The sequence below is a fragment of the Noviherbaspirillum soli genome (assembly GCF_015352955.1).
GTDB lineage: Bacteria > Pseudomonadota > Gammaproteobacteria > Burkholderiales > Burkholderiaceae_D > Noviherbaspirillum_A > Noviherbaspirillum_A soli.
Genome location: NZ_JACYOX010000037.1, coordinates 1 through 22062, shown reverse-complemented (window position 1 = coordinate 22062; position 22062 = coordinate 1). Strand labels below are relative to the sequence as shown.

General features: G+C 61.3%; 23 protein-coding genes and 1 tRNA gene. 14 read left to right on the top strand and 10 right to left on the bottom strand.

All coding sequences use genetic code 11. The features are described from left to right. Positions 1-184: 184 nt before the first annotated feature. Entirely contained in the window at positions 185-802 is a 618-nt protein-coding gene (gene coq7, locus IGW04_RS20955; protein WP_194715080.1) for a 2-polyprenyl-3-methyl-6-methoxy-1,4-benzoquinone monooxygenase, read from the top strand. A gap of 33 nt (positions 803-835) precedes the next feature. Here coq7 and IGW04_RS20950 read toward each other — a convergent pair whose 3' ends face one another. Then, a complete protein-coding gene (locus IGW04_RS20950) occupies positions 836-1279 on the bottom strand; it encodes an OsmC family protein (protein WP_194715049.1) in 444 nt (147 codons plus the stop codon). 203 nt (positions 1280-1482) lie between these two features. Here IGW04_RS20950 and rplM point away from each other — a divergent pair, with 203 nt between their 5' ends. The 6 genes from rplM to erpA all read left to right on the top strand — a co-directional run bounded on the left by rplM (position 1483) and on the right by erpA (position 5061). After that, positions 1483-1911, top strand: a complete 429-nt coding sequence (gene rplM, locus IGW04_RS20945; RefSeq protein WP_194715048.1) for a 50S ribosomal protein L13 — start codon at positions 1483-1485, stop codon at positions 1909-1911. 9 nt (positions 1912-1920) lie between these two features. Next, positions 1921-2313, top strand: a complete 393-nt coding sequence (gene rpsI / locus IGW04_RS20940) for a 30S ribosomal protein S9 (RefSeq protein ID WP_194715047.1) — start codon at positions 1921-1923, stop codon at positions 2311-2313. Positions 2314-2448: 135 nt separating this feature from the next. Beyond that, positions 2449-3492 (top strand): N-acetyl-gamma-glutamyl-phosphate reductase, encoded by a 1044-nt coding sequence (gene argC, locus IGW04_RS20935; protein WP_194715079.1) that lies wholly within the window; start codon positions 2449-2451, stop codon positions 3490-3492. Between the two features lie 107 nt (positions 3493-3599). Further along, positions 3600-4241 carry a DUF6776 family protein gene (locus IGW04_RS20930; protein ID WP_194715046.1) on the top strand — a complete coding sequence of 214 codons (642 nt, stop codon included), beginning with the start codon at positions 3600-3602 and terminating at the stop codon, positions 4239-4241. Positions 4242-4253: 12 nt separating this feature from the next. After that, a complete protein-coding gene (locus IGW04_RS20925) occupies positions 4254-4655 on the top strand; it encodes a bactofilin family protein (RefSeq protein ID WP_194715045.1) in 402 nt (133 codons plus the stop codon). A gap of 55 nt (positions 4656-4710) precedes the next feature. After that, positions 4711-5061: an iron-sulfur cluster insertion protein ErpA gene (gene erpA, locus IGW04_RS20920; RefSeq protein WP_194715044.1), complete on the top strand. Its 351-nt coding sequence runs from the start codon at positions 4711-4713 to the stop codon at positions 5059-5061. A 75-nt stretch (positions 5062-5136) separates the two neighbouring features. Here erpA and IGW04_RS20915 read toward each other — a convergent pair whose 3' ends face one another. Both IGW04_RS20915 and IGW04_RS20910 read right to left on the bottom strand, forming a co-directional pair. After that, entirely contained in the window at positions 5137-7341 is a 2205-nt protein-coding gene (locus IGW04_RS20915) for an OsmC domain/YcaO domain-containing protein (RefSeq protein WP_194715043.1), read from the bottom strand. A 309-nt stretch (positions 7342-7650) separates the two neighbouring features. Continuing rightward, positions 7651-7726: transfer RNA gene (locus tag IGW04_RS20910), tRNA-Phe, on the bottom strand. Positions 7727-7841: 115 nt separating this feature from the next. On the opposite strand from IGW04_RS20910, the gene IGW04_RS20905 reads away from it, so the two are divergent. Beyond that, complete coding sequence (locus IGW04_RS20905) at positions 7842-9053, top strand: FAD-dependent monooxygenase (protein WP_194715042.1); 1212 nt, start codon at positions 7842-7844, stop codon at positions 9051-9053. A 7-nt stretch (positions 9054-9060) separates the two neighbouring features. Further along, positions 9061-9780 (top strand): DsbC family protein, encoded by a 720-nt coding sequence (locus IGW04_RS20900; RefSeq protein WP_407672157.1) that lies wholly within the window; start codon positions 9061-9063, stop codon positions 9778-9780. A gap of 18 nt (positions 9781-9798) precedes the next feature. Here the strand turns inward: IGW04_RS20900 and IGW04_RS20895 are convergent, their stop codons facing one another. Then, positions 9799-10476: a carbonic anhydrase gene (locus IGW04_RS20895; RefSeq protein ID WP_228527285.1), complete on the bottom strand. Its 678-nt coding sequence runs from the start codon at positions 10474-10476 to the stop codon at positions 9799-9801. A gap of 105 nt (positions 10477-10581) precedes the next feature. Here IGW04_RS20895 and acuI point away from each other — a divergent pair, with 105 nt between their 5' ends. Together acuI and IGW04_RS20885 are read left to right on the top strand one after the other, a co-directional pair. Further along, positions 10582-11571, top strand: a complete 990-nt coding sequence (gene acuI / locus IGW04_RS20890) for an acrylyl-CoA reductase (NADPH) (RefSeq protein ID WP_194715040.1) — start codon at positions 10582-10584, stop codon at positions 11569-11571. A 12-nt stretch (positions 11572-11583) separates the two neighbouring features. After that, positions 11584-13380 carry a M61 family metallopeptidase gene (locus IGW04_RS20885; RefSeq protein ID WP_194715039.1) on the top strand — a complete coding sequence of 599 codons (1797 nt, stop codon included), beginning with the start codon at positions 11584-11586 and terminating at the stop codon, positions 13378-13380. A 76-nt stretch (positions 13381-13456) separates the two neighbouring features. On the opposite strand, the gene trpC is transcribed toward IGW04_RS20885, so the two are convergent. From trpC to rpe, 6 genes are all read right to left on the bottom strand, one after another. Next, positions 13457-14257 carry an indole-3-glycerol phosphate synthase TrpC gene (gene trpC, locus IGW04_RS20880; protein ID WP_194715038.1) on the bottom strand — a complete coding sequence of 267 codons (801 nt, stop codon included), beginning with the start codon at positions 14255-14257 and terminating at the stop codon, positions 13457-13459. Positions 14258-14295: 38 nt separating this feature from the next. Next, positions 14296-15330: an anthranilate phosphoribosyltransferase gene (gene trpD, locus IGW04_RS20875; RefSeq protein WP_194715037.1), complete on the bottom strand. Its 1035-nt coding sequence runs from the start codon at positions 15328-15330 to the stop codon at positions 14296-14298. A gap of 11 nt (positions 15331-15341) precedes the next feature. Continuing rightward, on the bottom strand, positions 15342-15905 hold the full coding sequence (locus IGW04_RS20870; protein WP_194715036.1) for an aminodeoxychorismate/anthranilate synthase component II: 564 nt from the start codon (positions 15903-15905) through the stop codon (positions 15342-15344). Between the two features lies 1 nt (position 15906). Continuing rightward, complete coding sequence (gene trpE, locus IGW04_RS20865; RefSeq protein ID WP_194715035.1) at positions 15907-17403, bottom strand: anthranilate synthase component I; 1497 nt, start codon at positions 17401-17403, stop codon at positions 15907-15909. A gap of 169 nt (positions 17404-17572) precedes the next feature. Further along, entirely contained in the window at positions 17573-18289 is a 717-nt protein-coding gene (locus IGW04_RS20860) for a phosphoglycolate phosphatase (protein WP_194715034.1), read from the bottom strand. Next, complete coding sequence (gene rpe, locus IGW04_RS20855) at positions 18286-18951, bottom strand: ribulose-phosphate 3-epimerase (protein WP_194715033.1); 666 nt, start codon at positions 18949-18951, stop codon at positions 18286-18288. The genes IGW04_RS20860 and rpe overlap by 4 nt, the downstream gene beginning before the upstream one ends. Before the next feature lie 121 nt (positions 18952-19072). Between rpe and apaG the strand changes: the two genes are divergently transcribed. The 3 genes from apaG to IGW04_RS20840 all read left to right on the top strand — a co-directional run bounded on the left by apaG (position 19073) and on the right by IGW04_RS20840 (position 21687). Continuing rightward, complete coding sequence (apaG, locus tag IGW04_RS20850; RefSeq protein ID WP_194715032.1) at positions 19073-19447, top strand: Co2+/Mg2+ efflux protein ApaG; 375 nt, start codon at positions 19073-19075, stop codon at positions 19445-19447. Positions 19448-19607: 160 nt separating this feature from the next. Then, a complete protein-coding gene (gene mltA, locus IGW04_RS20845) occupies positions 19608-20801 on the top strand; it encodes a murein transglycosylase A (protein ID WP_194715031.1) in 1194 nt (397 codons plus the stop codon). 109 nt (positions 20802-20910) lie between these two features. Then, positions 20911-21687, top strand: coding sequence for an enoyl-CoA hydratase (locus tag IGW04_RS20840; RefSeq protein WP_194715030.1), 777 nt, complete (start codon positions 20911-20913; stop codon positions 21685-21687). Positions 21688-22062: the final 375 nt, after the last annotated feature.

The window sequence follows — 22062 nt, the reverse complement described above, 5'->3', positions numbered from 1 at the left end:
GTAGGGAGCCCCCCTGCCGAGACTTCCAAACCAGTTGATCAAGAAGCTAGTAGTCATTTCATCAAAATACCGATGACAGGGCAAAGAAATTTTGGCTTTTCTGTGCAATCATCATTCTTTATGTGGCTTTGAAACAACGATTATTTGTTTTTTTGGCAACACTGTTAATGTAAAAAGGAAACTAATGGATGGCTTGATTATCGGATTCGACCGGGCATTAAAGGTAATTGCCGGGGTGGCTTCGGCATCTCGTGCGACGCCAACTGCCGTAGCGGCCGATACCGAACTGACTGAAAGCGAGCGCCGGCATAGCGCGGGCCTGATGCGGGTAAACCACGTCGGTGAGGTTTGCGCCCAGGCCTTGTACCAGGCGCAAGGCCGCTTTTCACGGAGCCCTGATATACGTACGCAGTTCGGCAATGCGGCCCGCGAAGAGGAAGATCATCTCGCATGGACAGCGCAAAGACTGCAGGAACTGAATTCCCATACGAGCGTGTTGAATCCGCTCTGGTATGCGGGCGCTTATGCAATGGGTGTGGCGGCAGCGCGTCTGGGCGATGCCCGTAGCCTCGGATTTGTTGTGGAAACTGAACGGCAAGTGGAGGCGCATCTGGCCAGTCATATGGACAGGTTGCCGCAAGGCGACCATCAGTCCCGCGCAATAGTGGAACAAATGAGACAGGACGAGATTGCCCACGGCGCGTCGGCCCAGGCGCTGGGCGCCGCAGAGACGCCACAGCCGGTGCGTCAGGCAATGCGCGCCATGTCCAAGGTGATGACGGGCATTGCCTATTACTTATAGCGAGTCGAAGGAGGGCCGAGGTAAGTGCTTGTTTCAGCTGGCCGGCGTTTCGGCCAGGTCGTCGATGATTTCAAAGGTATGCGTCATTGCCGCTGTCTTTTCCAGCATGATGGAAGCCGAGCAGTATTTTTCATGCGACAACTTGATGGCGCGTTCAACCAGATTCGGCTTCAGATTGCGGCCGCGAACCGTGAAGTGGAAGTGGATGCTGGTAAAGACCTTTGGATCTTTCTCGGCCCGCTCTGATTTCAATGTGACGTCGCAGCCGCGAATGTCCTGGCCGCTTTTCCGCAGGATCAGCACGACGTCATAGGCGGTGCAGCCGCCGGTGCCCGCAAGTACCACTTCCATCGGGCGCGGCGCCAGGTTGCGGCCGCCGCCTTCCGGCGCGCCATCCATCGTTACAAGATGGCCGGAGCCTGTTTCGGCCGTAAATGTCATGCCGGACAAACCAGTCCAGCGTACGGTGCATTCCATCGCATCCTCGCAAAAATTGAACGTGCGCTATTGTAACTGTTGAATATCCACTTTTCTGTTTGACGGCAAGTGCTTGAAAAGGCTATACTTTCCGATTCCCTGTTTGCTCAAGGGAAAGATACAAGGCAGAGTCTGCGGCACGTGCTGAAACAGGGCGGCGCAGAACCACCATTTTGAGCGATTCAATTCATCAGGAAGTCATCATGAAAACCTTTTCCGCTAAAGGACACGAAGTCCAGCGCGACTGGTTCGTGATTGACGCGACGGACAAAGTCCTCGGACGTGTTGCCAGCGAAGTGGCACTCCGGTTGCGCGGCAAGCACAAGCCAGAATTCACCCCTCACGTTGATACCGGCGATTTCATCATCGTCGTCAATGCAGACAAGCTGCGCGTGACGGGCACCAAGTCCACCGAGAAGAAGTACTACCGCCACAGCGGTTACCCGGGCGGCATCTACGAAACCAATTTCCTGAAAATGCAACAGCGTTTTCCGGGCCGCGCGCTGGAGAAGGCAGTCAAGGGCATGCTGCCCAAGGGTCCTCTCGGCTACGCCATGATCAAGAAGCTGAAGGTCTATGCGGAAGGCAGCCACCCGCACGCCGCGCAGCAGCCGCAGCCCCTCGAACTGTAAGGAACAGTCATGATCGGTAACTACAACTACGGCACCGGCCGTCGCAAGAGCGCAGTAGCTCGCGTGTTCATCAAATCCGGCTCAGGCCAGATCGTGGTCAACGGCAAGCCGGCCAACGAGTACTTTTCCCGTGAAACCGGCCTGATGGTGATCCGTCAGCCGCTGGAACTGACCAACAACGTCGAGCGTTTCGACATCATGGTCAACGTCAACGGCGGCGGCGAGTCCGGCCAGGCAGGTGCAGTGCGCCACGGCATCACCCGTGCACTGATCGACTACGATGCGACGCTGAAGCCGGAACTGTCCAAGGCAGGCTTCGTTACCCGCGATGCACGTGAAGTCGAGCGTAAGAAAGTCGGCCTGCGTAAAGCACGTCGCGCAAAACAGTTCTCGAAGCGTTAATCACGTTTTTGGCACTGCAAAAGCCGCCCGGCTCGCCGGGCGGCTTTTGTCATTATGGGCAGACCCGAGCAAAACGGTCGTTTGCCGACGCTGTTAGAATTTCAGGACATTATTTCAATCCGGCTTGGAAAAATCATGATCAAAGTAGGCATCGTAGGCGGCACCGGCTATACCGGCGTCGAGCTGTTGCGTTTGTTGGCAACGCATCCACAGGTGGAGCTGACCGCCATTACCTCGCGCAAGGAAGACGGCATGCCGGTTGCCGACATGTTTCCGTCGCTGCGCGGCTTTGTGTCCCTCGCCTTTTCCGCTCCTGAAAAAGCCAGGCTGACCGACTGCGATGTGGTCTTCTTTGCCACGCCGCATGGCGTGGCCATGGCGCAGACGCCTGAATTGCTGGCTGCTGGTGTGAAAGTGATCGATCTGGCGGCAGATTTCCGTCTGAAGGACACAGCGGTTTTCGAAAAATGGTACGGCATGCCGCATTCCTGCCCCGAAATCCTGGAGGAGGCGGTCTATGGCCTGGCTGAAGTCAACCGTGAGGCGATCAGGAAAGCCCGTGTCGTAGGCCTGGCGGGCTGCTATCCAACCTCGATGCAGCTCGGTTTTGCGCCCTTGCTGTCGCAAGGCAAGCCTCTGGTCAATGAAGCAGCGTTGATCGCGGATTGCAAGTCCGGCGTTTCGGGTGCCGGCCGCAAGGCCGAGGTGGGAACGCTGCTGGCGGAGGCTTCGGACAACTTCAAGGCATACGGCGTGAAAGGGCATCGGCATTTGCCGGAAACCCGGCAGGGGCTGGAAGCGATCTCCGGTCGCCCCGCAGGGCTCACTTTCGTGCCGCATCTTGTGCCCATGATCCGGGGCATTCATTCCACCCTGTACGCTACCATCCTGCCCGAGGCACGCGATGTAGATTTCCAGGCGCTTTATGAAGATCATTACCGGAACGAGCCGTTTATCGACGTGATGCCGGCCGGCAGCCATCCTGAAACCCGGTCCGTACGCGCTTCCAACATGCTCAGGATTGCTGTGCACCGCCCGGACAACGGCGATCAGCTCGTTATCCTGGTAGTGGAAGACAACCTGGTCAAAGGCGCGGCCGGACAGGGTGTGCAATGCATGAACATCATGTTCGGGCTTGATGAAACCACCGGCCTGAAGCAGGTGCCTGTTCTTCCCTGATTGTTCTGGCAATGAGGATAGGTCGTTGGCCACGGCGTCGCCGGCCTCTGGCGGCGCCCAAGCTCACCGTCAGCAAGGAAGTCTCCTGGCGGGTGCGCCTGTCGCGCATGGCGCTGCTGTTTTTCATCATCGGCGCTCTGGCACTGTGGACCTATGAGCTTGGCCGTGGCATGAATGTGCTCGGTGCCGGCATCAGCGCCGAGCAGGCGCAGTTGCTCAAGACACAGGCGGCCAGGGCGCTTGCCGAGCGGGACCAGGCAAGCGGTGCGCTTGGCACGCTGGAAAATCAGCTTGCGATGGAAAGGGCGGCGCATACGCAGCTTGCCTCACAGGTCCAGTCACTGACTGCCGAAAATGCGCGTCTGCAGGAAGATCTGGCTTTTTTTGACAGCCTGGTGCCAGCCGGGCCAGTGTCGGAAGGCATCTCGATCCGCCGACTGAAGATGGAATTAGTCCCGCCCAACCAGTTGCGGTATCGCTTGCTTGTGATGCGACGCGGCAATAATCCGCAGGATTTCAAGGGTAGTCTTGCACTGTCGCTGACTGTTACCCAGGCCGGCAAGGCTTCAACGCTGAATTTTCCTGGTAAAGATGAGAAAACCGAGCCGTTTCAGCTGGAATTCCAGCGCTACCAGCGCATCGAAGGCATACTTCCCCTGCCAGAAGGCATGCAGGTCAGGAATGTGCAGGCCCGCGTGCTGGAAAATGGCAAGGTGCGTGCGCAGCAGTCGGCCAATTTGGAACGATGAAGGAGAGGCTTAATGTTCGGGCAAAAGGCAAAGAACACGATAGACAGCCTGATCGGCATGTCGACGACAATTGAGGGAAACATTCGTTTCCGTGGCGGCTTGCGGGTGGACGGGCATGTAAAGGGCAGCCTGATTGCAGATCCGATCGATGGCAGCATGCTGGTTATTTCAGAGCAGGCCAGCGTGGAAGGCGAGGTCAGGGCGGAACATATCGTTGTGGACGGGGTGATCACTGGCCCGGTTTTTTGTTCCGAGCTCCTTGAATTGCAGCCCAAGGCCCGCATAACCGGGGATGTACATTACAAGGCGCTGGAAATGCATGGCGGGGCGTTGGTTTCAGGCAAGCTCAGTCACCCGCAGGACAGCGAGCAGGTGCTCAAGCTGGCATCGCCAAAACTGGCATCCAATGTGTGAGTGCGCTATTAGTTCTATAATCGAACATTATTCGCTTTAATAAGCAGGAGTCAAAATGAACGCCATTGCAGAAATGCCAGCACCGATTGTTTTTACCGACAGTGCAGCCTCCAAGGTTGCCCAGTTGATTGAAGAAGAAGGAAATCCCGACCTGAAGCTGCGCGTATTCGTTCAGGGTGGCGGCTGCTCCGGTTTCCAGTACGGTTTCACCTTCGATGAAATCGTCAACGAAGACGACACCACCATGTCCAAGAACGGCGTGCAGTTGCTGATCGACTCGATGAGCTATCAGTATCTGGTGGGCGCGGAGATCGACTACAAGGACGACCTGGAAGGTGCCCAGTTCGTGATCAAGAATCCGAATGCCACCACGACCTGCGGCTGCGGTTCGTCCTTCTCGGCGTAAGCCAGCATCGGGGCACCTTGACTGGAAGTCAGCGGTGCCCGTTTTCAATGGTCGGCTAGCGCCCTGCGTTTCACGCTAGCGCGCCGTAGCCACTGCATGGCCTCGCGCCGCATGGATTTTCCTGTAGCTGTCGATCAGGCGATGATGCCTGTCCAGGCCTTCCAGTTGCATGCTGGTTGGCGTCAGGCCGAAGAAGCGCACGCTGCCGTCCAGTGAACCCAGCACTGCGTCCATCCGTGGATTGCCGAACATCCGGCGGAAATTGACGACGTAATCGTCGAGTTCCATGTCCTCATCGAGTACCACCTCCAGCACTACGTTCAAGGCCTGGTAAAACAATCCGCGCTCGACTGTGTTGTCGTTGTACTGCAGGAAAGCGCCCACCAGTTCGTGCGCCGCTTCGAAATCCTGCAGGGCGAGGTGGATGAGCAGCTTGAGTTCGAGCACGGTTAGCTGCCCCCAGTCCGTATTCTCGTCAAACTCGACGCCGATTAACGTGGCGATATCGGAGTACTCATCGAGTTCGCTGTTATCCAGGCGCTCCAGCAGCGCTTCCAGGCTTGCATCATCCAGGCGATGCAAGTTCAGGATGTCCGCGCGGAACGACAGCGCCTTGTTGGTGTTGTCCCAGATCAGATCTTCGACAGGATAGATTTCCGAGTAGCCGGGCACCAGAATCCGGCAGGCGATCGCGCCCAACTGGTCATAGACAGCCATGTAGACTTCCTTGCCCATGTCCTCAAGAATGCCGAGCAGGGTGGCGGCTTCCTCGGCATTGGCGTTCTTGCCCTGGCCCGAAAAATCCCATTCGACAAAATCGAAATGGGCTTTGGCGCTGAAAAAGCGCCAGGACACCACGCCGCTGGAATCAATGAAGTGTTCAACGAAGTTGTTTGGCTCGGTCACGGCATTGCTGACAAAGCTTGGCTGAGGCAGGTCGTTCAGGCCTTCGAAGCTGCGACCCTGCAGCAGTTCGGTCAGGCTCCGTTCCAGCGCCACCTCGAAGCTTGGATGCGCGCCGAAGGAAGCAAAGACGCCGCCGGTGCGCGGGTTCATCAACGTGACGCACATGACGGGGTAGAGGCCGCCCAGCGATGCATCCTTCACCAGCACCGGAAAGCCTTGCGCTTCCAGTCCCTGGATGCCGGCCAGAATGCCGGGATATTTCGCCAGCACTTCCTGGGGCACATCCGGCAGCGTCATTTCGCCCGCCAGGATTTCGCGCTTCACTGCCCGCTCGAAAATCTCGGACAGGCATTGCACCTGCGCTTCAGCCAGCGTATTGCCGGCGCTCATGCCATTGCTGACGAAAAGGTTTTCCACCAGGTTGGACGGGAAATACACCACTTCGCCGTCTGACTGGCGCGCAAACGGCAAGGAGCAGATGCCGCGCTCGACATTGCCCGAGTTGGTGTCGTACAGGTGAGAGCCGCGCAGTTCGCCATCGGGGTCGTAAATGGACAGGCAGTATGGATCGAGAATGTCAGCCGGCAGCGCATCGCCAGGCCCCGGCTTGAACCAGCGCTCGTTGGGATAATGGACGAACGGCGCATTGGCGATGTCTTCGCCCCAGAAGCTGCCGGCGTAGAAATGGTTGGCATTCAGGCGCTCGATATATTCGCCCAAGGCCGACGCCAGTGCGCTTTCCTTGGTCGCTCCCTTGCCATTGGTGAAACACATCGGGGAATGCGCATCGCGGATATGCAGCGACCATACATTGGGGATGATATTGCGCCACGAGGCGATTTCAATCTTGATGCCCAGGTCCGCCAGGACGCCCGACATATTGGAAATGGTCTGCTCCAGCGGCAGATCCTTGCCGGTGATGTAGGTGCTGGCATCAGGGGCAGGCTTCAGCGTCAGCAGGGACTGGGCATCGGCATCCAGATTTTCCACTTCTTCGATCACGAACTCGGGTCCGGCCTGGACCACTTTCTTCACCGTGCAACGCTCGATGGAACGCAGGATGCCCTGGCGGTCATAGTCGGAGATATCGGCGGGAAGCTCGACCTGGATCTTGAAAGTTTGCTGGTAACGGTTTTCCGGGTCGACAATATTATTCTGCGACAGCCGGATATTCTCGGTCGGGATGTTGCGCGTGTTGCAGTACAGCTTGACGAAGTAGGCCGCGCACAAGGCCGATGAGGCCAGGAAGTAGTCGAAGGGGCCGGGCGCGGAGCCGTCGCCCTTGTAGCGGATGGGCTGGTCGGCCACCACCGTGAAGTCATCGAACTTGGCTTCAAGACGAAGCTTGTCGAGAAAGTTGACTTTGATTTCCATGGGAGATTTCCAAAATAATGTGGCCGTTATTACCGCCGCTGTGCCGGCCTGGTAATGCATCGAGAATAAGCGGTTGGCAGCGATACCCAACTGCTTGAGAGTGACCAGGAAAGGACGGCGTTCATTTCCTTCCGGGTGGCCAATTGAACAATCCGTCCAATTCGGCAGCTAAGGTGAAGCGGGAGTAAGCCTGAAGATGGACCGGCGCAGAAACCTGATGAAGCCGCCATGAAAAGCCTGAGTGGTTCAATGAGCACGACTGCATCCGGAAACGCAAAAGGGCTCAGTCGAAACTGAGCCCTTCATTCTTGGTGGCCCGGGGCGGAATCGAACCACCGACACAAGGATTTTCAATCCTCTGCTCTACCGACTGAGCTACCAGGCCAAGGCGGTGCAGTATAACAAACTTCGCGCGATATGCAAGAGCTGCCGGCAATATTCGCCAATCGCACCCGCTATAATGGCTGCACTCTTTTCCACTCCTTTGAAAATCCGCATCCATGAATACCGCAAGCACGATCTGCGTTGTTGGCAACGGCATCATAGGCAAGGTGGCCGCGCTGGGACTGGCGCAGGCCGGGTTTCCGGTGACCCTGCTGACGCCGCCCGCAAGCCAGCCGGCTGCGCCAATCGGCAGTTGGGACGTGCGTGTCTATGCGCTCAACCAGGTCGCGCATGCGCTGCTGTCCTCGCTGCGGGTATGGGATGCGCTGGATGCCGGGCGCATCGCGCCAGTGGATGCGATGGTGGTCAATGGCGACAGTCCGCAGGCGGGCGGACGGCTTTCGTTCGATGCCTATGGCGCGCGGGCCGGCGTGCTGGCCTGGATCGTCGAGGACAGCAACCTCAATGCCGCGCTCGACGCCGCGCTGCGCTTCGCGCCCAATCTGAACCGGGTGGCGGCGCGGGCACTGCGACTGGAGCAACAGGCCGAGGAAGCCGTCATCCATCTGGACAATGGCACGGCATTGCGCACGGCGCTGGTGGTGGGCGCCGATGGCGCGCAGTCGTGGGTGCGCGCGCAATGCGATATCGGCCTGGATTACCGGCCGTATGGCCAGCGCGCGGTGGTGGCCAATTTCAGCACGGCGCTGCCGCACCATGGCGCCGCGCATCAGTGGTTCACCTCTGAGGAAGGCATCATTGCGCTCCTGCCACTGCCGGGAAACCAGGTGTCGCTGGTCTGGTCCGCGCCTGACGCGCTGGCCGACACGCTGTTGCAGGAACCCTTGTCCCAGCTGGCGGCCCGGCTGACAGGCCTGCCCAGGCAGCCCTTTGGCAAGCTTGCGCCGCTGCAGCCCGAAAACGTCAGGGCATTCCCGCTTGCGCTGATGCGCCCGCATCAGATCATTGCCCAGCGCATGGCCCTGGTGGGCGATGCGGCCCATGTGGTGCATCCCCTCGCTGGGCATGGCATGAACCTGGGCTTTGCCGACGTGACTACTTTGCTGCAGGTGCTGGCCGAGCGCGGCGAACGCGATTGTGGTGATGGCCGCGTGCTGCGTCGTTACGCCCGCGAACGCAAGGAGGACATCCTGCTGATGCAGATCGCCACCGACGGCCTCGAGCGGCTGTTTGCCACCGACTTCGAGCCGATACGGGTGCTGCGCAATGTCGGGTTGAACCTGCTGGACCAACTCCCTGTCCTAAAACGACGCCTGATGTCCCATGCAATGGGCAAGCCGCTGGCGCCTTCCGTAAAAAAAGGTTGATGAAATGATGAAATCGTTGAAGTTGTCCGTGGTTGCAGGCCTGATGCTGGCCTTCGCCTGCGCTCATGCGGAAAGCTCGCAGGAAGCGACAATCAAGAAGCAGATCCAGCCCAAGCTGGGCGAGGGCGCCGTCATCGATTCGGTGACCAAGACACCCTACAGCGGTCTGTATGAAGTCAGGGTCGGCAGCGACATCTTCTATACCGATGCGCAGGCCAAGTACCTGTTCGTGGGCCGTATCCTGGATGCCAATACCACCGAGGATTACACCAAGGCCAGGGTCGACGAGATCAGCAAGATCAAGTTTTCCGACCTGCCGCTGGAATCGGCGCTGAAGACGGTCAAGGGCAATGGCAAGCGGGTGATCGCGGTATTCGAAGATCCCAATTGCGGCTACTGCAAGCGCTTCCGCCAGACGCTGCAGGACGTCGACAATGTCACGGTCTATACCTTCCTCTACAACATCCTGTCGCCTGATTCGGCGGTGAAGTCCAAGAATGTCTGGTGCTCGGCCGACCGCAACAAGGCCTGGGATGAATGGATGCTCAACGGCAAGGCGGCAGCCACGGCGCCCGAATCCTGCAACACGCCGAATGACAAGATCAAGGCGCTGGGACAAAAGCTGCGCGTGACCGGCACGCCCACCATTTTCTTTACCGACGGCTCCCGCATTCCCGGCGCAATCGACGCCAAGGGACTGGAAGCCAAGCTGGCCTCCGTCAAATAAGGCGAGGGCGGCGCGGTTTCAGCTTTGCCGGTCGTCCTGATCGTCCTGGTCGGCATGATCGAAGAAGTCGACCATGCCGGTTTCCAGCGAATACTCGGCCCCCACCACCATCAGCCCGTTGCTCTGCACCAGTTGCTCGATGACCTGCGAGCCGTGCCGCAGATGATTGGCGGAAGCGCGGATGTTGGCGCGCACGGCGTGGTGCACCAGTGCGTCATGGTCATACCGCAGCTCGGTCTCCAGCAGGCCTTCGATGCTGGGCCGCACCCGGTCGACGATGGAATGCGGGTCGCGCGAGCGCTGCTGCGGCGGCAGCCGCAAGGTGTCCAGCGTGGCCTGGATCGCGCCGCAGCGGCTGTGGCCCAGCACGACCACCAGCCGCGTGCCGAAACGCTCGGCCGCGAATTCGACGCTGCTGACCTGCGATGGCGCAACGATATTGCCCGCCACCCGTATCACGAACAGGTCGCCGAGTCCCTGATCGAAAATGATTTCCACCGGCACTCTTGAGTCCGAACAGCCGAGTATCACGGCGAACGGCGCCTGGCCCGCCACCAGATCGGCACGGTGGGCCTGGGTCGAATAACTGTCGTTGCCGCGTTCGTCGGCGACAAAGCGGCGATTGCCTTCCTTCAGGCGCTGCAGCGCTTCGCGCGCCGAGATCATGTCCTGAGCGGCCTTGGCATTGGAGCTCATCGCATCCTCCTTCCATGGTTCAAATGGGGCGATTGTAGCGTTCCCATGCCGCACGCCATCTGCGGCCGCGCACTATAATCGTTGCTCCCGACACGGAGACAAGACATGTTCAATGCAATCCTGCTCAACAGGAAAGAAGACGGCAGCACCGCCGCCCAACTGACTCAGCTCGATGACGCCCAGTTGCCGGCGGACGGCGACGTCACCGTCGCCATCGATTATTCCACCATCAATTACAAGGATGGCCTGGCCATCACCGGCAAGGCGCCGGTAGTCAGGAAGTGGCCGATGGTGCCCGGCATCGACGGCGCCGGCCAGGTGCTGGAATCGAGCCATCCGGACTGGAAGCCGGGCGATGCCTTCATCCTCAACGGCTGGGGTGTCGGTGAAACCCATATGGGCTGCCTGGCCCAGCGCGCCCGCCTGAAGGGCGACTGGCTGATCCGCCGGCCGCAGGGCATGTCGTCGCGCACCGCGATGGCGATCGGCACCGCCGGCTACACTGCGATGCTGTCGGCGCTGGCCCTGCGGGAGCAGGGCGTGGAACCAGGCGATGGCGAAATCCTGGTGACCGGCGCATCGGGCGGCGTGGGCAGCGTGGCCATTGCCATCCTGTCGGGCTGGGGCTACCAGGTGGTGGCGTCCACCGGCAAGCTCGATGAAGCCGATTACCTGAAAGCGCTGGGCGCGGCGGAAGTCATCGACCGGGCCACGCTGTCCGCGCCCGGCAAGCCGCTGCAGAAGGAACGCTGGGCCGGCGTGGTCGATTCGGTTGGCTCGCATACCCTGGTCAATGCAATCGCGCAGGTGCGTTATGGCGGCGTCGCCACAGCCTGCGGCCTGGCCCAGGGACTGGACTTCCCGGCGTCGGTGGCGCCATTCATTCTGCGCGGCGTGCGGCTGATCGGCATCGACAGCGTGATGGCCCCCGCCGCCAAGCGCATCGCTGCCTGGCAGCGACTGGCAAGCGATCTCGATCCCGCCAAGCTCGACGCCATCACCAGCGAGATCACGCTGGGCGACGCGCTGGCCCGCGCGCCCGAGATCCTGGCCGGCAAGGTGCGCGGCCGTCTCGTCGTCAACGTCAATGCCTGAGGGCCGCCGCGCATGATCCAGCCCGTACGCTACAGCATCCTTCCCAAGGACCCGGCCGCTCACCTGTTCGAAGTGGTGCTCACGGTCGACACGCCCGACCCGGCCGGCCAGCGCTTCATGCTGCCGGCCTGGATCCCGGGCAGCTACATGATCCGTGAATTCGCGCGCAATATCGTGCGCATCGCAGCCAGGGCCAATGGCAGGAAGGTCGCGCTGAAAAAGACCGACAAGCATAGCTGGCAGGCCGGCCGCTGTGACGGCCCGCTGGTGCTGACCTATGAAGTCTATGCATGGGACCTGTCGGTGCGTACCGCCCACCTCGACCAGACCCATGCCTTCTTCAACGGCACCAGCGTTTTCCTGCAGGTGATCGGGCAGGAGCAGGCGCCGCATGAAGTTGACATCCGTCGTCCAGAGGGCGCGGCGTTTGCCGACTGGCGCGTCGCCACCGCCTTGCCGGAGTTCGATGCCGAGCGCTATGGTTTCGGCCTGTACCAGGCTGCCAATTATGACGAGCTGATCGACCATCCCGTGGAGCTGGGCACGTTTGCGCTGGCGACCTTCAGGGCGCATGGCGTGCCGCATGACGTGGTCATCACCGGCCAGGTGCCGAACCTGGACCTGACCCGGCTGTGCGCAGACCTGAAGAAGGTCTGTGAAGCGCAGATCCGGCTGTTCGAGCCCGGAAACCGGCGTGCGCCGATGCGGCGCTATGTCTTCATGACCCTGGCAGTCGGCGACGGTTACGGCGGCCTGGAGCATCGGGCATCGACCGCCCTGATCTGCTCGCGCGCCGACCTGCCGGTGCAGGGCAAGAAGGAGATGACCGACGGCTACCGCACCTATCTGGGGCTGTGCAGCCACGAGTACTTCCACACCTGGAACGTCAAGCGCATCAAGCCGGCCGCCTTCGCGCCGTACGATCTGCAGAGCGAAGGCTATACCTCGCTGCTATGGCTGTTCGAAGGCTTCACCAGCTACTACGACGACCTGATGCTGGTGCGCGCCGGGCTGATCGGCGAGGCGGACTATTTCAAGCTGCTGGCCAAGACCGCCAGCGGCGTATTGCGCGGCAGCGGGCGCACGCGCCAGAGCGTGGCCGAATCGAGCTTCGATGCCTGGGTCAAGTATTACCGCCAGGATGAAAACGCGCCGAACGCCATCGTCAGCTACTACACCAAGGGCTCGCTGGTCGGCCTGGGCCTGGACCTCACGATACGCGCTGCCACCAATGGCAAGAAATCGCTGGACGGCGTGATGCGCGCCCTGTGGGAGCGCTACGGCAGGGACTTTTACAGCGATGGCGAAAACGGCGGCCGAGGCCTGGAGGAGGGCGATGCGCTGGCGCTGTTCGAGGAAGTCAGCGGCGTGAGCCTGAAACGCTTCTTCGACCGCCATATCCATGGCACCGACGACGTCGCGCTGGACAAGCTGCTGGCGCCTTTCGGCGTCACGCTTGCCGACAAGCGCAATGGCGGCAAGCCGTCGCTGGGCGCGCGCACGGTCAAGGAAGGCAATGAGTGCAAGCTGGCCAATGTATATGAAGGCGGCGCAGCGCATCGGGCCGGCCTGTCTGCGCTCGATTTGCTGGTGGCGATCGATGGCTTGCGGGTCAACGCGAGCAATCTCGATGCGCTGATGTCACGTTATGGCGTCGGCGACACGGTGACGGTGCATGCCTTCCGGCGCGACGAGCTGATGGTGTTTTCGGTGAGGCTGATGGCCGATGAGGCGCCGCAGCTCACACTGACGGCAGAAACCAAACCTGCGGCCGCAACCCGCATGCGGGCGGCCTGGCTGGCGGAGTAGGGAGACGGCGGTCTGGGCCTGGCGCGCCGGCTTGCCGTGCGCGTCAGGCCCAGACCGCCCGCGGCCTTATCCAGCCTCAACCAAACAGGCGTTCCAGCTCTTCGCCGGGATCGGCTGCCCGCATGAACGCTTCGCCAACCAGGAAGGCATGCACGTCGGCCGCGCGCATCCGGCTGACGTCATCCCGATTCAGGATGCCCGATTCGGTAACCACCAGCTTGTCCTTCGGGATGCGCGGCAGCAGGTCCAGCGTGTTCTGCAACGAAGTCTCGAAGGTGCGCAGGTTGCGGTTGTTGATGCCCAGCAGCCGGGTTTTGAGGCGCAGCGCAGCGTCGAGTTCGGCGCCATCGTGCACTTCCACCAGCACGTCCATGCCGAGCTCATGGGCGCAGGATTCCAGCTCCGCCATCAGGCCATGGTCCAGCGCGGCCACGATCAGCAATATCGCATCCGCACCCCAGGAACGGGCCTGGTACACCTGGTAAGGGTCGATCATGAAATCCTTGCGCAGCACCGGTAGTTCGCAGGCGGCGCGGGCCTGCTGCAAGTACTCTGGCGCGCCCTGGAAGAACTGCACATCGGTCAGCACAGACAGGCAGGCCGCGCCATGTTCCTCATAGCTTGCGGCGATCGCGGCTGGATCGAAGTCGGCGCGCAGCACGCCCTTGGACGGCGAGGCCTTCTTCACCTCGGCGATCACGCCGGCGCGGCCGGCGGCGATCTTGCCGCGCAGGCTGCCCTCGAAGCCGCGCAGGCCGTCGCGCAGCTGCTGGTCGTTCTCGACTTCACTGCGCAGGCTGGCCAGGCTCTGTTGCTGCATTGCCGCGGCCACTTCATCGGCTTTCACTGCCAGGATCTTGTTGAGTATGTCGGACATGATGTTGCTGCTTTCTCTGTGCTGGGCGATGCGTCGTGTCAGGCGCCGCCGATTCTCCGGGTGGCGGCGACGAACTGCTCCATCTTCGCGCGCGCCGCGCCTGATGCCATGGTGTCGATGGCCAACTCCATGCCGGCACTGATGTCGGCCGCCATGCCGTTGGCATACAACGCGGTGCCTGCATTGAGCGCCACGATGTCGCGCGGCGCGCCCGGCACGTTGTCGAGCGCTTCCAGGATCTTTTCCCTGGACTCCGCCGCATTCCCGACCTTCAGGTTGCGGCTGGCGATCATCTGCAGGCCGAAGTCTTCAGGATGGATTTCATATTCACGGATCTGGCCGTCCACCAGTTCGCCCACCATGGTGGCCGCGCCTAGGGAGACTTCATCCATGTTGTCGCGGCCCCAGACCACCATTGCGCGCTGCGCGCCCAGGCGCTGCAGCACCCGCACCTGAATGCCGACGAGGTCGGAATGGAACACGCCCATCAGGATGTTGGGCGCGCCGGCCGGGTTGGTCAGCGGCCCGAGGATGTTGAAGATGGTGCGCACGCCCAATTCACGCCGCACCGGCGCCGCATGCTTCATTGCCGCATGGTGGTTGGGCGCGTACATGAAGCCGATGCCGGTTTCGGCGATGCAGTCGGCCACCTGCTGCGGCTGCAGGTTGATGTTGGCGCCCAGCGCTTCCAATGCGTCGGCGCTGCCCGACGAGGACGACACGCTGCGTCCGCCATGCTTGGCAACCCTGGCGCCGGCGGCGGCGGCCACGAACATCGAGGCGGTGGAAATGTTGAAGGTATTGGCGCCGTCGCCGCCGGTGCCGACGATGTCGAGCAAGCCGCTGGTGTCTTGCAGCGGCACCTTGGTGGCGAATTCGCGCATCACTTGCGCCGCCGCCGTGATCTCGCCGATGGTTTCCTTTTTCACCCGCAAGCCCATGGTCAGGGCGGCAATCATCACTGGCGACATCTCGCCCGACATGATGCTGCGAAACAGCGACAGCATTTCGTCGTGGAAGATTTCGCGGTGTTCAATGCAGCGCAGCAGCGCTTCCTGTGGTGTGATCGGCATGATGGTCTCGCTTAACGTTTCAGGAAGTTCTGCAGCAGTTCATGGCCATGCTCGGTCAGGATGGACTCGGGATGGAACTGCACGCCCTCGATGTCGAATGCCTTGTGGCGCACGCCCATGATCTCGCCGTCCGAGGTCCAGGCCGTCACTTCCAGGCAATCCGGCAGCGATGCGCGCTCGATGGCCAGCGAGTGGTAGCGGGTGATGGTGTACGGATCAGGCAGGCCCTTGAACACGCCCACGCCGGTGTGGTGCAGCAGGTCGGTCTTGCCATGCATGACCTGCTTTGCCCGCACCACCTTGCCACCGAAGGCCGCGCCGATGGCCTGGTGGCCAAGGCACACGCCGAGAATGGGCAGCTTGCCAGCCAGTTCCTGCAGCACCGGCACCGAGACGCCGGCCTCATGCGGCGTGCAGGGGCCGGGCGAGATGCAGATGCGTTCCGGCTGCATCGCAATAATCTCTTCCAGGGTGACTTCATCATTGCGCACGGTGCGCACGTCCTCGCCCAGCTCGCCGAAGTATTGCACCAGGTTGTAGGTGAACGAATCGTAGTTGTCGATCATCAGCAGCATGTCAGATTCCTCCATCCAGGCCGTCTTGCACCTGCTCGGCGGCACGCAGCACCGCGCGCGCCTTGTTTTCCGTTTCCTGCCATTCCATCTCGGGCACCGAGTCGGCCACGATGCCGGCCGCCGCCTGCACATACAGCATGCCATCCTTGATCACGCCGGTGCGGATCGCAATCGCCAGGTCCATCTCGCCGCCAAAGGACAGATAGCCGCAGGCGCCGCCGTAGATGCCGCGCTTGGTCGGCTCCAGTTCGTCGATGATCTCCATCGCCCGCACCTTGGGCGCGCCGGACAGGGTGCCGGCCGGGAAGGTGGCGCGCAGCACGTCGAGATTGGACATGCCAGGCTTCAATGCGCCTTCCACATTGGAGACGATGTGCTGCACATGGGAATACTTTTCGATCACGAACTTGTCGGTGACCTTGACGCTGCCGGTCTGAGCGATGCGGCCGATATCATTGCGCGCCAGGTCGATCAGCATCACATGCTCGGCGATTTCCTTCGGGTCGGCCAGCAGCTCGGTTGCCAGCGCCGCATCCCGCTCCGGCGTATTGCCGCGCGGCCGGGTGCCGGCCAGCGGGCGTATCGTCACCTTCTTGCCGCCATCCGGCGTGCCTTCATTGCGCACCAGGATTTCCGGCGATGCCCCGACGATATGCATGTCGCCGAAGTTGTAGAAGTACATGTAGGGCGAGGGATTGAGCGAGCGCAGCGCCCGGTATAGCGACAGCGGCGAATCGACATAGGGCTTCTTGATGCGCTGGCCGATCTGCACCTGCATCAGGTCGCCCGCCATGATGTATTCCTTGGCCCTGGCAACCGCATCCAGATAGGCCGCCTTGTCGAAGTCGCGCACCGCCTCGGTCCGCACCGAGGCCGACGTCACCGGCGCATCGACCGCGCGGCGCAGCATCGCGCGCAGGTCGTGCAGGCGGCGCCGGGCGCGCGGGAAGGCTTCGGCCTGGGTCGGATCGGCATAGACGATCAGGTAGAGCTTGCCCGACAGGTTGTCGATGACGGCCAGTTCCTCGGTCAGCAGCAGCTGGATGTCGGGCAGGCCGAGATCGTCCTTCGGCGCCGTCTCGGCCAGGCGCTTCTCGATATGCCGCACCGTGTCGTAACCGAAATAGCCCGCCAGGCCGCCGCAGAAGCGCGGCATGCCGGGCAGCACCGCGACCTTGAAGCGCGACTGGTAGTCGGCGATGAAATCGAGCGGATTGCCGTCCACGCTTTCCACCACCGCGCCATTCGTGACAACTTCGGTCCGGCGGCCATAGCTGCGCAGCAGGGTGGAAGCGGGCAGCCCGATGAAGGAATAGCGGCCGAAGCGCTCGCCGCCAACGACGGATTCGAGCAGAAAGGTGTTCTTGCCGCCGTTCTGCTGCTGCGCCAGCTTCAGATAAAGGGACAGCGGGGTTTCGAGATCGGCGAAGGCTTCAGCGATCAGCGGGATACGGTTGTAGCCTTGCGCGGCCAGCGACTTGAATTCGAGTTCGGTCATGATTCTCTCCCGACCGCGTAAGGGATGGGTGCGCGGTCATTGAGTTAAAAACGTGATCGAGCGCGCATGCGAGCGCACTCGACAGCCAATCGGGGACTACCAGGTCCAGGATTGCCAGCGTCGCCAGGGCCAGGCCTCAGGAACGGCCGGCGCAGATAAGCTGCGTTTTTTATTGAGAGACATGTTGGTTGGGATTTGCTGCTGAGATCAGTCGGGCTGCATCCAAAAGCGTGTCGACTATACCATCCGAATCAACGTCTTGTATAGGCTGGCCATGATTGTAGCCATAAGGCACGGTCAGCACCCTGCAGCTGGCCGCGCGCGCCGCCTGGGCATCGTTGGACGAGTCGCCGATGGCCACTACATGCCGCGGCGCCAGGCTGAAATCGGCGCAGACCTGCAAGAGCGGCATCGGATCGGGCTTCTTGCGCGGTAGCGAGTCGCCGCCGTACACCACTTCGAACGCATCCAGCAGGCCGGCGGTTTCCAATAGCGGCAGCGCAAAGCCAACCGGCTTGTTGGTCACGCAGGCCAGGCGCAGCCCCTGCCGCTGCATGTCGCGCAAGCCGTCGGCTACGCCCGGATAGACCGTCGCGTGCCGGCCATTGATGGCGCTGTAGGAGCGCATGTAGGCATCCAGCGCCTGCTCGTAGCGCGCGGCTGCCTGGTCTGGCGCATAGTCCAGGCCGAGGATGCTGCGCACCAGGTTCTCGGTGCCCTTGCCGACGAAGCGGGTGATCACCTCAATGCCGACCGGCGCAAGCCGCAGTTCGGCGCGCATCGCATTGACCGCCACCAGGAAGTCCGGCGCCGTATCCATCATCGTGCCGTCGAGGTCGATGATGGCTGCGCGGATGCCGGCGAACAGGCTGTCAGGCGCGTTCATAGGCCAGCCAGCTGGCCGCGCATCGCGTCGATCACGGCCTTGTAATCGGGCTTGCCGAAGATGGCCGAACCGGCAACAAAGGTGTCGGCGCCGGCCTTCGCCGCGGCGGCGATGTTGTCGACCTTGATGCCGCCATCGACTTCCAGCATGATGTCGCGCCCGGATGCATCGATGCGCTGGCGCACGTCCGCGATCTTCTTCAGCGCTTCGGGAATGAAGGATTGGCCGCCAAAGCCGGGATTGACCGACATCAGCAGAATGATGTCGAGCTTGTCCACCACGTGGTCGAGATAATGCAGCGGCGTGGCGGGGTTGAACACCAGGCCGGCCTTGCAGCCGTTGTCGCGTATCAGTTGCAGCGTGCGGTCGATATGCTCGGACGCTTCCGGATGAAAGGTGATGATGTTGGCGCCGGCCTTGGCAAAATCCGGAATGATGCGGTCCACCGGCTTGACCATCAGATGCACATCGATCGGCACCTGCACATGCGGCCGGATCGCCTCGCATACCAGCGGGCCTATCGTCAGGTTGGGGACGTAGTGGTTGTCCATCACGTCGAAGTGGATGATGTCGGCGCCGGCGGCGACCACGTTGCGGACCTCTTCGCCAAGACGGGCAAAATCGGCGGAGAGTATGCTGGGAGCGATGCGATAAGTAGCCATGGAATTCGTCAGTTGGAACAATCCGTTATTCTACCTTGGCGCGCACGGCCGGGTCCGGCTGGCAAAATGGCATCGCGGCACCGTCATCGTCGCGCAGAAATCAATCCGGCAAAGGAATCAAATGGCAGCTTATGAATTCACCGTCTCGGTCAGAACCCAGTACCTGGAGAAACAGTCCGACCCCGAACACGGCAGTTTCGTGTTCGCCTATTCCATCACGATCCGCAATACCGGACAGGTTGCGGCGCAGCTGATTTCCCGCCACTGGGTCATCAAGGACGCCAATGACAAGGTGGAAGAGGTGAAGGGGCTCGGCGTGGTCGGCCACCAGCCGCTGCTGCAGCCCGGACAGCAGTTCGAGTACACCAGCGGCACCTCGCTGAAGACGCCGCACGGCACCATGTCGGGCAGCTATTTCTGTGTTGCCGAGGACGGCACCCGGTTTGAGGCCCCGATTGCCGAGTTTGTGCTGTCCTTGCCGCGCACGCTACACTGACGCCGCGCAGTTCACGCCGGTTTGTCATCGTCAGGTGGCGGCCGGCGTACTTGCTGGTCCGGTTTGCGGCCCGCAAACATCGTCCACCAGACGATGAATACCAGCAGGAAAAATGCGACGCAGGCTTCTATTATCAGTAACCACATGCCATTGACTTCCAATGTTATCCAAGCGCTTCAGTTTACTCGCACTCCCCATCGTCATCACAGCACTTCTTTCCGCCTGCAGCACCACGCCGCCCAAGCCCGTTGAGACTGCGCGGACGCCGTCCCCGGCGCCGGCGACAGGCCCGGCACCGGTGGCCGGCCCGGTATTGCGTCCCGTCGCCTTCAACGCCATGCCCGGCTGGGACCGTGACGACGTGCGCGAGGCATGGCCCGCCTTCCTGACGTCCTGCGACGTGCTGGTCAAGCGTGCCGCCTGGAAGGAGCCCTGCACCGTGGCGCGCACCGTCGACGCCAATAATGCCGGCGCGATCCGCACGTTCTTCGAGGCCTTCTTCGTGCCGCACCAGGTCTTCAACCCCGACGGCACGGACAATGGCCTCGTCACCGGCTACTACGAGCCCCTGCTCAACGGCGCCCGCAAGCGCGGCGGACCGTACCAGACCCCGCTGCACCGCGCGCCGGAAGACCTGCTGACGATCGACCTTGGCAGCGTTTATCCGGAATTGAAGAACATGCGCCTGCGCGGCAAGCTGGTTGGCAACAAGGTTGTTCCTTATCCGGCGCGCGCGGAATTGACGCAGTCGGCGGCAATGACCGGCAATGAGCTGGTGTGGGTGGACAATCCGATCGATGCCTTCTTTCTTCAGGTGCAGGGCTCTGGGCGTGTCCAGTTTGCCGATACCAAGGAAGTGGTGCGCGTCGCCTATGCGGACCAGAATGGCCATCCTTACCGCTCGATTGGCCGTTATCTGGTCGACAAGGGCGAGTTGACCATGGACCAGGCATCTGCCCAAGGCATCAAGGCCTGGCTGGCAGCCAACCCCAAGCGCCAGCAGGAACTGCTCAATGCCAATCCCGGCTATGTCTTCTTCAAGGAAGAAAAACTGACCGATCCGCGCAAGGGTCCAAAGGGTGCGTTGGGTGTGCCGCTGACGCCGCAACGTTCCGTCGCGGTCGATCCGAATTTCATCCCGCTGGGCGCGCCGGTATTTCTGTCGACCACGCAACCCGGCAGCAATGCCCCGCTGCAGCGCATGATGCTGGCGCAGGACACAGGCGGTGCGATCAAGAATGCAGTCAGGGCGGACTATTTCTGGGGCTTTGGAGCCGAAGCGGGCGAGAAGGCCGGGAAAATGAAGCAACGCGGCATGCTGTGGGTGCTGTTGCCCAAGCCAGGCACCGTTTGAATGCCGGGATGCCAGTGCGCATGGCTTCAGGCGCAGGCTGGCATCCTTGTGAATCCTGCAAGCAGATACAATGCGCCGGCCATCCGGGCACATTTCAGTGGAGGTCTCCATGCAATATGAAAATATCATTGTGGAAACGCAGGGCAAGGTCGGGCTGATTCGCCTGAATCGACCCAAGGCGCTCAACGCGCTGAACGACCAGTTGATGGATGAGCTTGGGCATGCCTTGACGTCATTCGACGGCGACGACAATATCGGATGCATCGTCATCACCGGCAGCGAAAAGGCATTTGCCGCCGGCGCCGACATCGGTGCCATGGCAGGCTATACCTATATGGATGTCTTCAAGGGCGAGTACATCACTAGAAACTGGGAGACCGTGCGCCGGGTGCGCAAGCCTGTCATTGCTGCAGTGGCTGGTTATGCGCTGGGCGGCGGATGTGAACTGGCGATGATGTGCGACTTCATCATCGCCGCCGACACGGCCAAATTCGGCCAGCCGGAAGTCAAGCTGGGTACCATCCCCGGCGCCGGAGGCACCCAGCGTCTGCCGCGCGCCGTGTCGAAAGCCAAGGCCATGGACATGTGCCTGACTGCCCGCATGATGGATGCGGCCGAAGCCGAGCGCGCAGGACTGGTATCGCGCGTGGTCGCCGCTGACAAGCTTCTCGACGAAGCGCTGGCCGCCGCCAGCACCATCGCCTCGATGTCCCTCCCGGTTGTGATGATGATCAAGGAATCCATCAACCGCGCCTACGAGTCCACCCTTGCCGAAGGCGTGCAATACGAGCGTCGCCTGTTCCACAGCACATTCGCCACGGAAGACCAGAAAGAGGGCATGAAAGCTTTTGTCGAAAAGCGCTTGCCGAATTTTCGCAACCTTTGATATAGTTCGCCTCCCGCTGCAGCACAGCGCGGCGGGGGCGGAAAAAGGCAGCATGCTGGTCCGGTTTTTTTGAAGCGAAGCGAAAAAAAACTGTTGACGCCAAACAGCAAAAGCCACATAATCTCGCCTCTCTGCTGCTGACGAACACAACGCTTCGCAGCAGCCGGCAAGTCCTCCGGGACGGCTGGCAGCAGACTGAATTGCCCGGTTCTTTAACAACCAACAACCGATAAGTGTGGGCACTTGATGAAGTGCGCCGGCGGCAACGCCGGATGCTCAACTATTAAGCAAGTGCTCACAACAAAGAAGTAGAACGATTCGCAAGAATCGGTCTGTCAGTATTTTGAGTGAGCGACGGTTCTTCGGAACCTGCCA

Bases quoted from the DNA above. Each gene is read 5' to 3' on its own strand.
- coq7 (WP_194715080.1), top strand. From the start codon at position 185: ATGGATGGCTTGATTATCGGATTCGACCGGGCATTAAAGGTAATTGCC.
- IGW04_RS20950 (WP_194715049.1), bottom strand. From the start codon at position 1,279: ATGGAATGCACCGTACGCTGGACTGGTTTGTCCGGCATGACATTTACG.
- rplM (WP_194715048.1), top strand. From the start codon at position 1,483: ATGAAAACCTTTTCCGCTAAAGGACACGAAGTCCAGCGCGACTGGTTC.
- rpsI (WP_194715047.1), top strand. From the start codon at position 1,921: ATGATCGGTAACTACAACTACGGCACCGGCCGTCGCAAGAGCGCAGTA.
- argC (WP_194715079.1), top strand. From the start codon at position 2,449: ATGATCAAAGTAGGCATCGTAGGCGGCACCGGCTATACCGGCGTCGAG.
- IGW04_RS20930 (WP_194715046.1), top strand. From the start codon at position 3,600: ATGGCGCTGCTGTTTTTCATCATCGGCGCTCTGGCACTGTGGACCTAT.
- IGW04_RS20925 (WP_194715045.1), top strand. From the start codon at position 4,254: ATGTTCGGGCAAAAGGCAAAGAACACGATAGACAGCCTGATCGGCATG.
- erpA (WP_194715044.1), top strand. From the start codon at position 4,711: ATGAACGCCATTGCAGAAATGCCAGCACCGATTGTTTTTACCGACAGT.
- IGW04_RS20915 (WP_194715043.1), bottom strand. From the start codon at position 7,341: ATGGAAATCAAAGTCAACTTTCTCGACAAGCTTCGTCTTGAAGCCAAG.
- IGW04_RS20905 (WP_194715042.1), top strand. From the start codon at position 7,842: ATGAATACCGCAAGCACGATCTGCGTTGTTGGCAACGGCATCATAGGC.
- IGW04_RS20900 (WP_407672157.1), top strand. From the start codon at position 9,061: ATGAAATCGTTGAAGTTGTCCGTGGTTGCAGGCCTGATGCTGGCCTTC.
- IGW04_RS20895 (WP_228527285.1), bottom strand. From the start codon at position 10,476: ATGAGCTCCAATGCCAAGGCCGCTCAGGACATGATCTCGGCGCGCGAA.
- acuI (WP_194715040.1), top strand. From the start codon at position 10,582: ATGTTCAATGCAATCCTGCTCAACAGGAAAGAAGACGGCAGCACCGCC.
- IGW04_RS20885 (WP_194715039.1), top strand. From the start codon at position 11,584: ATGATCCAGCCCGTACGCTACAGCATCCTTCCCAAGGACCCGGCCGCT.
- trpC (WP_194715038.1), bottom strand. From the start codon at position 14,257: ATGTCCGACATACTCAACAAGATCCTGGCAGTGAAAGCCGATGAAGTG.
- trpD (WP_194715037.1), bottom strand. From the start codon at position 15,330: ATGCCGATCACACCACAGGAAGCGCTGCTGCGCTGCATTGAACACCGC.
- IGW04_RS20870 (WP_194715036.1), bottom strand. From the start codon at position 15,905: ATGCTGCTGATGATCGACAACTACGATTCGTTCACCTACAACCTGGTG.
- trpE (WP_194715035.1), bottom strand. From the start codon at position 17,403: ATGACCGAACTCGAATTCAAGTCGCTGGCCGCGCAAGGCTACAACCGT.
- IGW04_RS20860 (WP_194715034.1), bottom strand. From the start codon at position 18,289: ATGAACGCGCCTGACAGCCTGTTCGCCGGCATCCGCGCAGCCATCATC.
- rpe (WP_194715033.1), bottom strand. From the start codon at position 18,951: ATGGCTACTTATCGCATCGCTCCCAGCATACTCTCCGCCGATTTTGCC.
- apaG (WP_194715032.1), top strand. From the start codon at position 19,073: ATGGCAGCTTATGAATTCACCGTCTCGGTCAGAACCCAGTACCTGGAG.
- mltA (WP_194715031.1), top strand. From the start codon at position 19,608: ATGTTATCCAAGCGCTTCAGTTTACTCGCACTCCCCATCGTCATCACA.
- IGW04_RS20840 (WP_194715030.1), top strand. From the start codon at position 20,911: ATGCAATATGAAAATATCATTGTGGAAACGCAGGGCAAGGTCGGGCTG.